Annotated in this window: 11 protein-coding genes; 7 read left to right on the top strand and 4 right to left on the bottom strand. The window is 69.7% G+C overall.

The genetic code is table 11. The annotated features are described in order from the left end of the window. The first annotated feature begins 30 nt into the window (after positions 1–30). The 4 genes from LCHO_RS20880 (at position 31) to LCHO_RS20865 (ending at position 6,988) form a co-directional block, all read left to right on the top strand. Entirely contained in the window at positions 31–285 is a 255-nt protein-coding gene (locus LCHO_RS20880) for a YkgJ family cysteine cluster protein (protein WP_083772824.1), read from the top strand. Between the two features lie 303 nt (positions 286–588). Beyond that, positions 589–6,396: an excinuclease ABC subunit UvrA gene (gene uvrA, locus LCHO_RS20875; RefSeq protein WP_012349184.1), complete on the top strand. Its 5,808-nt coding sequence runs from the start codon at positions 589–591 to the stop codon at positions 6,394–6,396. A gap of 32 nt (positions 6,397–6,428) precedes the next feature. Then, positions 6,429–6,659 (top strand): DUF433 domain-containing protein, encoded by a 231-nt coding sequence (locus LCHO_RS20870; RefSeq protein ID WP_012349183.1) that lies wholly within the window; start codon positions 6,429–6,431, stop codon positions 6,657–6,659. Further along, positions 6,656–6,988 carry a DUF5615 family PIN-like protein gene (locus LCHO_RS20865; protein WP_012349182.1) on the top strand — a complete coding sequence of 111 codons (333 nt, stop codon included), beginning with the start codon at positions 6,656–6,658 and terminating at the stop codon, positions 6,986–6,988. Before LCHO_RS20870 ends, LCHO_RS20865 begins: the two co-directional genes overlap by 4 nt. Before the next feature lie 106 nt (positions 6,989–7,094). Here LCHO_RS20865 and LCHO_RS20860 read toward each other — a convergent pair whose 3' ends face one another. Both LCHO_RS20860 and LCHO_RS20855 read right to left on the bottom strand, forming a co-directional pair. Further along, on the bottom strand, positions 7,095–7,517 hold the full coding sequence (locus LCHO_RS20860) for a DUF3597 domain-containing protein (RefSeq protein WP_012349181.1): 423 nt from the start codon (positions 7,515–7,517) through the stop codon (positions 7,095–7,097). Positions 7,518–7,594: 77 nt separating this feature from the next. Continuing rightward, entirely contained in the window at positions 7,595–7,969 is a 375-nt protein-coding gene (locus tag LCHO_RS20855) for a carboxymuconolactone decarboxylase family protein (RefSeq protein ID WP_043706078.1), read from the bottom strand. Between the two features lie 257 nt (positions 7,970–8,226). Between LCHO_RS20855 and LCHO_RS20850 the strand changes: the two genes are divergently transcribed. Together LCHO_RS20850 and LCHO_RS20845 are read left to right on the top strand one after the other, a co-directional pair. Next, positions 8,227–8,784, top strand: coding sequence for a DUF3617 domain-containing protein (locus LCHO_RS20850; RefSeq protein ID WP_012349179.1), 558 nt, complete (start codon positions 8,227–8,229; stop codon positions 8,782–8,784). A 90-nt stretch (positions 8,785–8,874) separates the two neighbouring features. Then, on the top strand, positions 8,875–9,243 hold the full coding sequence (locus LCHO_RS20845; RefSeq protein WP_012349178.1) for a hypothetical protein: 369 nt from the start codon (positions 8,875–8,877) through the stop codon (positions 9,241–9,243). Here the strand turns inward: LCHO_RS20845 and LCHO_RS20840 are convergent. Both LCHO_RS20840 and LCHO_RS20835 read right to left on the bottom strand, forming a co-directional pair. Beyond that, positions 9,188–9,913, bottom strand: a complete 726-nt coding sequence (locus LCHO_RS20840) for a pseudouridine synthase (RefSeq protein ID WP_012349177.1) — start codon at positions 9,911–9,913, stop codon at positions 9,188–9,190. The two genes, LCHO_RS20845 and LCHO_RS20840, sit on opposite strands and share 56 nt — an antisense overlap. Before the next feature lie 50 nt (positions 9,914–9,963). Beyond that, positions 9,964–10,302, bottom strand: a complete 339-nt coding sequence (locus LCHO_RS20835) for a DUF2917 domain-containing protein (RefSeq protein ID WP_012349176.1) — start codon at positions 10,300–10,302, stop codon at positions 9,964–9,966. A gap of 151 nt (positions 10,303–10,453) precedes the next feature. On the opposite strand from LCHO_RS20835, the gene LCHO_RS20830 reads away from it, so the two are divergent. Continuing rightward, entirely contained in the window at positions 10,454–11,932 is a 1,479-nt protein-coding gene (locus LCHO_RS20830; protein ID WP_012349175.1) for an aminotransferase-like domain-containing protein, read from the top strand. Positions 11,933–11,962 lie beyond the last annotated feature (30 nt).

Genomic DNA, 11,962 nt, shown 5'->3' with positions numbered 1-11,962 from the left:
CCGTCGATCCGGCTGCCTATCATGCGGCGCATGCAATGCCGTCCCCGCTGCGCCGCCTGCTGCATCGCGCCGTCGATCTCGAGTCCCATCCCCGGCATGCCCGACGGCAAGCCCGCGGGCGTGCGCTGCATCCAGCTCGACGAGCAGGATCGCTGCCGCCTCTTCGGCCAGCCAGAGCGCCCGGCGGTGTGCGGCGGCCTGACGCCGAGCGCCGAGATGTGCGGCGACAGCCGCGAGCAGGCGATGCACTGGCTCGGCTGGCTGGAAGAGCGCACCCGGCCTTGATGCCTGCGGCGCCTGCCGCCGCATCGCGCCGGCCATCTGCCCGCTGCCGGTCAGGCCGTAACTCACGCCGAAGGCGGGACCGAGCCGGTGCAGCGCCAGATCGCACAGTTCATCCACAGGCTTGTGCACAACTTGTGCGCGGTGAATGGCGGGGTTGTACCGGCTCATGCCCAGCCCATCCACAGCGTTATCCACAGGCCTCGAGCCGGTGTTCGACCGGGTCTCGAGATTCAATCCCTGGCAGCGCGTCAGCCGGCGACAGCTTCCTAGAATGGCCGGTTCCCCCTCGAAAAACACGCCACCATGCCCGGTCAGAACGCGCCCCCCACCAGCGTCAAGCGCACCGGCCTGATCCGCATCCGCGGCGCGCGCCAGCACAACCTGAAGAACCTCGACCTCGACATCCGCACCGGCGAGCTGACGGTGGTGACGGGCCCCAGCGGCTCGGGCAAGTCGAGCCTGGTGTTCGACACGCTCTACGCCGAGGGCCAGCGGCGCTACGTCGAGACCTTCAGCGCCTACGCCCGCCAGTTCCTGGATCGCATGGACCGCCCGGCGGTCGATTCGGTCGAAGGCGTGCCGCCGGCGATCGCGATCGACCAGACCAATCCGGTGCGCACGTCGCGCTCGACGGTCGGCACGATGACCGAGCTGAACGACCACCTGAAGCTGCTGTTCGCACGCGCCGCGCAGCTGTTCGATCAGGACACGGCGCAGCCGGTGCGCGAGGACGACCCCGACACGATCTGGGCCGACCTGAAGGCGCGCAGCGAGGCGGCGGGTGACCCGCGGCTGGTGATCACCTTCCCGGTCGAGCTGCCGGCCGGCACCACGCCGGCCGAGATCGAGCAGTGGCTCTCGGCCAGCGGTTACACGCGGGTGCACGCCGAACGCGAGGTCGCCACGCCGACCGGCCCGCGCAAGGTGCTCGACGTGGTGGCCGATCGTTTCCGTTTCAGCGGCGCCGAGAAGATCCGCGTCAACGAGGCGCTGGAAACCGCGCTCAAGCGCGGCGGGCGCTGCAACGTCTACGTGGTGCCGACCGACGGTGGCGACGAGCAGGTCTGGCGCTACAGCCAGGGCCTGCACTGCCCCGAGTCCGACCGCCGCTACAGCCATCCGCAGCCGGCGATGTTCTCGTTCAACTCGGCCTTCGGCGCCTGCGAGACCTGCCGCGGTTTCGGCCGCGTGATCGGCGTCGACTTCGGCCTGGTGATCCCCGACCCGCGCAAGACACTGCGCGGCGGCGCGATCAAGCCTCTCACCACGCCGGCCTGGAAGGAATGCCAGGACGACCTGATCAAGTACGCCGGTGATGCCGGCATCCCGCGCGACAGCGCCTGGGCGCAGTTGAGCGAATCGCAAAAAAGCTGGGTGATCGACGGCTCGCCCAACTGGACTGGCAAGTGGAACCAGCAGTGGTACGGCATCAAGCGCTTCTTCGAGTACCTGGAGAGCAAGGCCTACAAGATGCACATCCGCGTGCTCTTGTCCAAATACCGCAGCTACACGCCGTGTGGCGACTGTGGCGGCGCGCGGCTGAAGACCGAGTCGTTGCTGTGGCGCTTGGGTGAAAAGCAGCAGGCCGACCTCGGTCTGCCACCGGCCAAACGTTTCATGCCGGTGGGCGTGAAGTGGTCGCGCGCGCAGCTCGAAGCCTTGCCGGGACTCAGCCTGCACGACCTGATGCTGCTGCCGATCGACCGCATGCGCGTGTTCTTCGACAAGCTCGACCTGCCGAGCCAGATGCTCGACGACGCGCTGCAACTGCTGCTCGACGAGATCCGCACCCGGCTCAAGTACCTGTGCGACGTCGGCCTGGGTTACCTGTCGCTGGATCGCCAGAGCCGCACGCTGTCGGGCGGCGAGGTGCAGCGCATCAACCTGACGACTGCGCTCGGCACCTCGCTGGTCAACACGCTGTTCGTGCTCGATGAGCCCAGCATCGGCCTGCACCCGCGCGACATGCACCGCATCAACGAGGCCATGCTGCGCCTGCGCGATGCCGGCAACACGCTGGTGGTGGTCGAACACGACCCGGCGGTGATGCTGGCGGCCGACCGCGTGATCGACCTCGGCCCCGGCCCCGGCACGCAGGGCGGGCGCATCGTCTTCGACGGCACGCCCGAAGACCTGAAAGCCGCCGAGACGTTGACCGGCGCCTACCTCGGCGCGCGCCGCAGCATCGGCCTGGGTCTGATGCGGCCGGTGCTCGACAGCACGCCGCGGCTGATCATCGAAGGCGTGCGCGAACACAACCTGAAGAACATCAGCGTCGAGTTCCCGCTGCAGCGGCTGGTCTGCGTCACGGGGGTCAGCGGCTCGGGCAAGTCGACGTTGATGCAGGACGTGCTCTACCCCGCGCTGGCGCGCCACTTCGGCCAGGCGTCCGAGTCACCCGGCGAACACGACCGCCTGCTCGGCGCCGACTGGATCAGCGACGCCGTGTTCGTCGACCAGAGCCCGATCGGCAAGACCGCGCGGTCCAACCCGGCCAGCTATGTCGGCGCCTTCGACACCGTGCGCGACATCTTCGCCGCACTGCCGGCGGCGCAGCAGCGCAACTACACCGCCGGCATGTTCAGCTTCAACGCCGGCGACGGCCGCTGCCCGACCTGCGGCGGCTCGGGCTTCGAACACGTCGAGATGCAGTTCCTGTCCGACGTCTACCTGCGCTGCCCGGATTGCGACGGCACGCGTTACCGGCCCGAACTGCGCGAGGTCAAGGTCGAGCGGCTCGGCAAGTCGCTCAGCATTTCCGACGTGCTCGAACTGACCGTCGCCGACGCGGTGCGCCTGTTCGCCGACGACCGCGAGGTGGTGCGCGCACTGCAGCCGCTGGCGGACGTCGGGCTGGACTACGTGAAACTGGGTCAGCCAGTGCCCACTCTCTCGGGTGGCGAGGCCCAGCGCCTGAAGCTGGCTGGCTTCCTGGCCGAAGCGGCCAAGTCCGGCAGCGCCAGCAAGCAGAAACTGGCGCGCAAGGGCACGCTGTTCCTGTTTGACGAGCCGACCACCGGCCTGCATTTCGACGACATCGCCAAGCTGATGCGGGCCTTCCGCAAGCTGCTCGAAGCGGGGCACAGCCTGCTGGTGATCGAGCACAACCTCGACGTGGTGCGCGCGTCCGACTGGATCGTCGACCTCGGCCCCGAAGGTGGCGAAGCCGGCGGCGAGCTGGTCGCCGAAGGCACACCCGCCGACCTGCGCGCGCACCCGACCAGCCACACCGGCCAGTCCCTGCGCGAGTATGACTTGAGCCTGGGCACCGGCGGCATCGCGGTCGAGGAGGGCCGGCCGCTGCAATGGGTGGTGAAGGCGCGACGCGACGAGGCCAAGCGCGCAGTTGGCAACATCGCCGACGAGATGATCCAGATCGTCAACGCCCGCGAGCACAACCTCAAGGGCCTGAGCGTCAACATCCCGCGTGGCAAGTTCAGCGTCGTCACCGGCGTCAGCGGTTCGGGCAAGAGCACGCTGGCCTTCGACATCCTGTTCAACGAAGGCCAGCGGCGTTACCTCGAATCGCTCAACGCCTACGCGCGCAGCATCGTGCAGCCGGCCGGGCGGCCGGAGGTCGATGCGGTCTACGGCATCCCGCCGACGGTGGCGATCGAGCAGCGCCTGAGCCGTGGCGGGCGCAAGAGCACGGTGGCGACGACCACCGAGGTGTGGCATTTCCTGCGGCTGCTCTACGTCAAGCTGGGCACCTTGTACTGTCCGAAGTGCAGCGATTTCCACGCCCCGCACGGCGATGTCGCGCCCGGCCAGGACCCGGACGGCTGGGTGGCGGTGCGCCCGCAGACGCCCGAACAGATCGCCGCGCAGATGCTGCGTGCGCCGGAGGCCGGCGGCTACCGCGGCCAGCACATCGGCCTGCTCGCGCCGCTGGTGGTGAACCGCAAGGGCGTCTACACCGACCTCGCCAAGTGGGCCAAGGGCAAGGGTTACACCCACCTGCGGGTCGATGGCGAGTTCCTGCCGACCGACAAGTGGCCCAAGATCGACCGCTACAAGGAGCACACCATCGAGCTGCCGGTGGCCGACCTGATCGTCGAGGTCGACAACGAGCCGCTGCTCAAGGCCAAGCTGGCCGAGGCGCTCGAACACGGCAAGGGCGTGCTGCACCTGCTCACTCCCTTGAAGGGACTCAAGACCGCGATGGCGGCGGGCGAGAGCGGGCGCATCGGCCGCACCCAGGTGTTCTCGATCAAGCGCGCCTGCCCGCAATGCGGCACGAGCTACCCCGAGCTGGACCCGCGCATGTTCAGCTACAACAGCAAACACGGCTGGTGCGTGGACTGCGTCGGCACCGGGCTGACCCTGACCCGCGAGCAGCGCAAGGCGCTCGACGACACCCAGCAGGACGACGACAACAAGGGCCGCGAGAAGACCTTCGCCGAGCCCGAGGTCGAGGACCTGGTCGACGCGCCGTGCGGCACCTGCCACGGCGCGCGGCTCAACCCGGTGTCGCAGGCGGTGCGCTTTCGCGGCGAGTCGATCGCGGCGCTGGCGGCGCTGTCGGTCAACGACGCGGCGCGCTGGGTCGCCAGGCAGAAACTCGATGGCCGCGAAGGCGCGATCGCGCGCGACGTGGTCAGCGAGATCAGGAGCCGGCTGAGCTTTCTCGACGAAGTCGGCCTCGGCTACCTGACGCTCGATCGCGCCGCGCCGACGCTGAGCGGCGGCGAGGCCCAGCGCATCCGCCTGGCCGCGCAGCTCGGCAGCAATCTGCAGGGCGTCTGCTACGTGCTCGACGAGCCGACCATCGGCCTGCACCCGCGCGACAACCAGGTGCTGCTCAACGCGCTGCACAAGCTCGGCGCCAGCGGCAACACGCTGGTGGTGGTGGAGCACGACGAGGACACCATCCGACGCGCCGACCACATCATCGACATCGGCCCCGGTGCGGGCCGGCGTGGCGGCCGGATCATGGCCGAGGGCACGGCGGCCGAGCTGATGTTGCACCCGGATTCGATCACCGGGCGCTTCCTGAACGCGCCGCTGAAACACCCGCTGAAAGCGCGCCGCCCGGTGGATGCGCAGACGCCCGGGCTGACGCTGCGCGGCGCCAAGCTGCACAACCTGCGCGACGTCGATGTCGAGGTGCCATTGGCGCGGCTGGTGGCGGTCACCGGCGTCTCCGGCTCGGGCAAGAGCACGCTGGCGCGCGACGTGCTGCTGGCCAACGTGCAGGCCATCGTCAACCACAAGCTGGCCGGCAAGAACGCCGGCGCGCGCCCGGCCTGGACCGGCTGCACGGGGCTGGAAGGCTGGAGCAACGTCGACCGCGTGCTCGAGGTCGACCAGACCCCGATCGGCAAGACCCCGCGCAGCTGCCCGGCCACCTACATCGGCTTCTGGGACACCATCCGCAAGCTCTTCACCGAGACGCTCGAGGCCAAGGCGCGCGGCTACGCGGCCGGCCGCTTCAGCTTCAACATCGGCGGCAAGAGCGCGGGCGGCGGCGGGCGCTGCCCCGGCTGCGAAGGCCAGGGCATGCGCACGATCGAGATGGCCTTCCTGCCCGACGTCAAGGTGCCGTGCGACCTCTGCCACGGCGCACGGTTCAACCCCGAGACGCTGGCCGTGACCTGGCGCGGCAAGAGCATCGGCGAGGTGCTGCAGATGGAGGTCGACGAAGCGGTCGACTTCTTTGCCAGCATGCCCAGCATCGCGCACCCGCTGCAGTTGCTGAAGGACGTCGGCCTGGGCTACCTGACACTCGGCCAGCCGTCACCGACGCTCAGCGGCGGCGAGGCCCAGCGCATCAAGCTCGTCACCGAACTGAGCAAGGTGCGCGACGACGTGACGCGGCGCGGCCAGAAGGCGCCGCACACGCTCTATGTGCTCGATGAACCGACGGTCGGCCTGCACATGGCCGACGTCGAGAAGCTGATCAAGGTGCTGCACCGGCTGGTCGACGGCGGGCACAGCGTGATCGTGATCGAACACGATCTGGACGTGATCGCCGAGGCGGATTGGGTGATCGACCTCGGGCCCGAGGGTGGTTCGGGCGGCGGTCAGGTGGTGGTGTGCGGGACGCCGGAGGCGGTGGTGAAGAGCCGCAGCCACACGGGGGTGGCGTTGAAGGCTGTGCTGGCGCGCTAAAGTTGAGTCAAATTTTGACCCGGAGCTTGACCATGTCGTCCTACCGCGATCGGATCACGCTGGAACCTGGCAAACGCGGCGGCAAGCCGTGCATTCGGGGCCTGCGCATCACGGTGTACGACGTGCTGGACTGGCTGGCCAGCGGCATGTCGACCGAAGAAATCATCGAGGACTTTCCGCAACTCACGTCGGAAGACATTCAGGCCGCATTGGCTTACGCGGCAGATCGCGAACGCCACACCGCCTGGGTGCGCGCCGCGTGAAGCTGCTGCTGGACGAAAATCTGTCGCATCGCTTGGTGCCCGCTTTGCAGGCGGCGTATCCCGGATCCACGCAAGTGACGCTCGCGGGTCTGGGCGCGGCAGACGACCGGGCCGTCTGGCGCTACGCCTTGGAGTCCGGTTTTGTGATCGTCACCAAGGACGACGATTTTCTGGACTTGGCGGCGTACCACGGTGCGCCGCCAGTCGTGATCCGGCTGGTGCTGGGCAACTGCAGCAATGTGCAAGTGCTTGCCGTCTTGCATGCCCATCGGCAAGCGATTCAGGACGCTGTCGATCGCGGCAATATCGGGGTGATCGAACTAGGGTGAGACGCCATGGCGAACAGACGGGGTGGGTCTGTACATGGCCGACGTCGAGAAGCTGATCCGCGTGCTCTCGGGCCTGAACAAGCCCGAGAGCCGCTGTCTGGCCGGCTCAGTCCAGCAACTCCGCCGGCACGTTGCCGCCGTTGTCGGCCAGCTTCTGCAGCACGGCCTTGTGCAGCCACATGTTCATCTGCGCCGAGTCGCCCATCTTCTCGGCCGGGCAGCCCAGCTCGGTGGCCAGGGCCTTGCGCTCGGCCAGGCTGGTGTCGAGGCCGAGCAGCTTGAGCAGGTCGACGATCGAGACCTTCCAGTTGAGCTTCTCGGCGTGGGCGCCCGCCAGGGCTTCGAGCTTGGCGACCACGTCGACGGGGCTGATCGCCACCGGCGCGGCCGGCGCTGGTGCCGCCTCGGGTGCGGCCGCTGCCGGCGTGGCGGCGGCGGTTGTGGTGACGGTCGTTGCCGCCGTCTCCGCCGCTTTCTGGGCGTCGTCGCCGAAACCGAGCTTGGAAAGGATGTTGCTGAAAATGCCCATGTCGAGACCTCCTTGGTTGGAAGCCCCGACTTATACGCGTCTTCGGTGACCGGGCGCGGCGCCCGCTTGTGCGCGTGTCAATCGGCCTGCAGATCGTCGTCCTCGAACCGCAACCCGCTTTCGGCCATCCACTCACGGGCCGCCCGGAACGCCTCCACCGCCGCCGGTGCGCCGGCATACGGGCCGACGTGCAGCAGCACCTCGCGCAGTTCGGCCAGCGTGGCGCCGTTGTTGAGCGCGCCGCGCAGGTGGCCCTTCAGCTCGTGGCTGCGGCCCAGCGCGGCCAGCATCGCCACGGTGCACAGGCTGCGCTGCTTGAGTTCGAGCCCGCCGCGCTGCCAGGTGGCGCCCCAGGCGTGTTCGCTGATGAACGCCTGCAGCGGGCGCGAGAACGGGTCGGCCTGCGCCAGGGCCCGGTCGACGAAGGGGTCGCCCATGACGCGGCGGCGCATCGTCTCGCCGGGGCTGCGCGGCGGGTGAGCGTCGTCGGGGCTGGCGGCGGCGGCAGCCGGAACGGGGTCGTGCGGGTGGGTCATGATCGTGTTCGCGTGACGAGAGGTGTTGCGGGAGGCGGGCCGGATCCGGCCTGCGGTGCCGGGATTCTCGCGCCCGGTCTCGTCTGCGCGCGGGCCTGTCACATCGTCACACAGGGGGTGGCGGGCCGGGCGCCATACTCGGCGCCGTCCTGTTTCACATGAAGGTTGTCTCGATGAAGTTCACTGTCGGTTGGGCCGTGCTGGCCGCTTCGGCCCTGTGGCCTGTCGCCCAGGCGCAGACCCACAAGGTGCAGCCCGGCCTGTGGGAGAACCAGGTCACGATCCAGACCGGCGACCCGGTGCTCGACCAGATGGCCGCCGACATGCAGGCGCGTCTGGCCGGCCTGCCGCCGGAGCAGCGCCAGATGGTCGAGCAGATGATGGCCGCGCGCGGCGTGCGCATGGGCGCCAGGCCGAACACGCTGCAGGCCTGCATCACGCCCGAGCAGGCCGCGCGCGACGAGCTGCCGCAGCAGAGCGAGCAGTGCCAGCAGCTGGAGGCCCAGCGCGACGGCAACACCATCAAGGTCAAGTTCACCTGCGAGACCAGCCCGCCGGCCAAGGGCGAGGGCGAGTTCACGCTCATCAGCCCCACCCGCTACAGCGGCCGGACGCGTGTGGACACCGTGGTGCAGGGCCAGCCGGCGCAGGTCAACATCCTGCTCAGCGGCCGCTGGATGGGCGCCGACTGCAAGGCCGCGCCGCCGGCGCGACCGGGCCGGGCGCCCTGATGGTGCGCATGTAAGCGCTGACACACCCTGCAACGACCGCGGGGCGACCTGGCGGGACACTGAAGGCTGTTGTCCTGACCCGGAGATCGCGTGAAGAAGTCCCTCGCCCCCTGCGCCCTGCTGCTGGCCCTGGCCACGGCCACGATCACCACGGCCACCGCTGCCCCTGCCGCCGACCCACCGATCCAGGCCGGCCGCTGCACCAGCCCGGTGGCGCTGCCGGCGGGCGATCCGTCGCTCGATCAGCTGGCGGCCGACGCCCGGGCGGTCTGGCACGAGCTGTCGCCCGAGGTCCGCGAGATGGTCGACGAGATGCTGGCCAGCCGCGACAAACGCAACCCGGTTGCAACAATGGCGCGTTCGGGTTGCGATCTGAAACCGTCCGGCCGGTCGGTGCTGCAGTTCAGCGCGGCACCACCGCTTGCGGGCCCGGCAGCCAGCGCCACTCGCCGAGCTTGAGGTCGTCCGGCAGGCGATAGGCGCCGAAGCCGCTGCGGTGCAGCGTCTCGACCCGGTTGCTGACCGCCGCCAGCATGCGCTTGACCTGGTGGTACTTGCCTTCGGCCAGCGTCAGCCGCAGGCCGTGCAGCGTGCCGTGCGTCGGGTGCTCGAACGCCCCGGTGATCTCGGCCGCCAGCGCCTGCACCGGCAGCGGATCGTCGTGCAGAACCACGCCGGCCAGCAGGCGCGCCACCTGCGCTTCATCGACCGGGTGCTTGCAGCCGGCCTCGTAGATCTTGGGCACGTGGTGCTTGGGCGAGGTCCAGCGGTGGATCAGGTTGCCGTCGTCGGTGAACAGCAGCAGGCCGGTGGTGTCTTCATCGAGCCGGCCGACGGTCTGCATGTCCCGGCGCTTGAACTGCGCGGGCAGCAGGTTGTAGATGCTCGGGTGGTGCCGCGGTTTCTTCGAGCACTCGAAGCCGGCCGGCTTGTTCATCACGATCAGCGCCTTGGCGTGATAGGCCCAGGTCTGGCCCTCGACCGTGAACAGCAGCCCCTCGGGCGCGACCTCGTGTGACGGCTCCTCGATCACCACGCCGCCGACGCTGACCAGGCCAGCGCAGATCAGGCCCTCGCACTCGCGGCGGGCACCGAAGCCTTGGGAAAAAAGCACTTGGGAGAGTTTCATGGCCGGGATTCTCCCAGCCGCGACGCGCTCTGCCACCTGCTTTTGGTGGCTCAGCGCCGCCAGCGCCACTGCGCCGGGGCGGGGCTGTCGCCTTCGATGACGAGCCGGCCGCCGGCGCCCAGCGTGTGCTGCTCACCGGCCGCGACGAAGTGATCGCCGGTGTCGCCGGTCTGCGTCAGCCAGAGCCGGCCGCTCAGCACCTCGACGCTCTGCCCGCGCCGGCCCGCCAGGGCAATGACCTCGCCACGCGCCAGCTCGAACACGTCACCGGCCCCGGTCGCTGCCGACGTCTGCAAGCGCGCCGTGGCGCGGGCCTTCGTGATCGCCGGGCGGCCGGTGCGATCGAACGAGGGGGCGGAAACCAGTGCGGGGGTGAGGTGTGTGTCCATGGCTGCATGGTCAGTGCCGTCTGTGCGCCGCGCCAGCCACACAGCCGGGCCAGTGCAGGCCACACACAGCGGCGTGGCGTGGCGCTGTGCCGGTCGGATTGACGCTTCTCTGTACTGGCGTCAGGGTGAGCGAGCCATACAGAATGAGCCCATGAGCACGCCATTCGCCACCTCACTCGGCAGCCCGCCCGTCCATGCCGTGGACAGCAAACCGCAGGACACGCTGTACCTGCAGATCGCCGAGCGCCTGGCGCAGTCGATCCGTGCCGGCACGCTCAGCCGCGGCGAGCGCATTCCGTCGGTGCGTGATCTGGCGCGCCAGCAGGGCGTGTCGCCGTCGACTGCGGTGCAGGCCTACCGCGCGCTCGAAGACGCCCGCCTGATCGAGGCCCGGCCGCGTTCGGGCTATTTCGTCGCCGCACGCCCGGCGCGCCTGCCCGAACCCGAGCCGTCGGCGCCCCCGGCCGCGTCGCTGCCGGTGGATGTCAGCTCGCTGGGCGAGCAGGTCATGCGGCTGGCGATGGACCCGGCCTACATCTCGTTCGGCGCGGCCTGCCCGAGTGGCGAGCTGTTCGCGCAGGAGCGCGTGCGGCGCGCCGTCAGCCGCGCCGCGCAACGCCACCGCGCCTCGTTGTGCCGCTATCCGCTGGGCCCCGGCAACGACGGCCTGCGTCGCGCCATCGCCCGCCACGCGCTGGGCATGGGCTGCCAGCTCGACCCGCGCGACATCCTCGTCACCAACGGCTGCCTCGAATCGATCAGCCTGTGCCTGCGCGCCGTCACGCGGCCGGGCGACGTGGTGGCGCTGGAGTCGCCGACCTACTTCGGCTTTCTGGAGATCCTCGAAAGCATGCACCTGCGCGCGCTCGAGATCCCGACGCACCCGCGCACCGGCCTGTCGCTCGACGCGCTGCAGCTCGCCTTCGACACCCAGCCCGTCAAGGCCGTGCTCGCGGTGCCCACGCTCAGCAACCCGATGGGCTCGTGCATGCCGCTGGCCGACCGCAAGCGGCTGGCGCAGATGCTGAGCCAGCGCGGCATCCCGCTGATCGAGGACGTGCTCTACAACGACCTGGCGGAGCAGGACGACAAGCGCCGCGCGGTCAAGGCCTTCGACAGCACCGGCGACGTGATGATCTGCGGCTCGTTCTCCAAGACCGTGGCGCCGGGCATCCGGCTCGGCTGGGTCGAGGGCGGGCGCTGGTCGGCGCAATTGCGTCGGCTCAAGGCGGTGCATTCGGGCGGCCACACCGAGCTGCTGGAGGTGGCGATGGCCGACCTGCTGACGCAGCCCGGCCACGAGTCGGCCTACCGCCAGCTGCGCGCCACGGTGGCGGCGCGTGTGGATGAGGCGCGCGGCCTGATCGCCGAGAGCTTCCCGAAAGGCACCCGCGTCACCGACCCGGCCGGCGGCTTCATCCTGTGGGTCGAGCTGCCGGCCGGCATCGACTCGGTGGCGCTGTTCCACGCCTGCCTGGCGCGCAAGATCTGCATCGCGCCGGGCACGATGTTCAGCGCCACCGACCGCTTCCGCCACTGCATCCGCCTGGGTGTGGGCGGGCGCTGGGACGAGGCGCAGCGGGCGGCGCTGCGCGAGGTGGGCGCCATCGCCCGGCGCATGTTGGGGTGATGGGCCGGATGGCGGTGCGGCGTCGCAGAA

The sequence above is a fragment of the Leptothrix cholodnii SP-6 genome, assembly GCF_000019785.1.
Classification (GTDB): Bacteria; Pseudomonadota; Gammaproteobacteria; order Burkholderiales; family Burkholderiaceae_C; genus Sphaerotilus; species Sphaerotilus cholodnii.
The sequence above is the reverse complement of the archived record's forward strand: the minus strand, read 5'-3'. Positions and strand labels throughout refer to the sequence as shown.

Coding starts and splice junctions, on each gene's coding strand:
- LCHO_RS20850 (WP_012349179.1), top strand. CDS start 8,227: ATGAAGTTCACTGTCGGTTGGGCCGTGCTGGCCGCTTCGGCCCTGTGG.
- LCHO_RS20870 (WP_012349183.1), top strand. CDS start 6,429: ATGTCGTCCTACCGCGATCGGATCACGCTGGAACCTGGCAAACGCGGC.
- LCHO_RS20830 (WP_012349175.1), top strand. CDS start 10,454: ATGAGCACGCCATTCGCCACCTCACTCGGCAGCCCGCCCGTCCATGCC.
- LCHO_RS20855 (WP_043706078.1), bottom strand. CDS start 7,969: ATGCGCCGCCGCGTCATGGGCGACCCCTTCGTCGACCGGGCCCTGGCG.
- LCHO_RS20835 (WP_012349176.1), bottom strand. CDS start 10,302: ATGGACACACACCTCACCCCCGCACTGGTTTCCGCCCCCTCGTTCGAT.
- LCHO_RS20840 (WP_012349177.1), bottom strand. CDS start 9,913: ATGAAACTCTCCCAAGTGCTTTTTTCCCAAGGCTTCGGTGCCCGCCGC.
- LCHO_RS20860 (WP_012349181.1), bottom strand. CDS start 7,517: ATGGGCATTTTCAGCAACATCCTTTCCAAGCTCGGTTTCGGCGACGAC.
- uvrA (WP_012349184.1), top strand. CDS start 589: ATGCCCGGTCAGAACGCGCCCCCCACCAGCGTCAAGCGCACCGGCCTG.
- LCHO_RS20880 (WP_083772824.1), top strand. CDS start 31: ATGCAATGCCGTCCCCGCTGCGCCGCCTGCTGCATCGCGCCGTCGATC.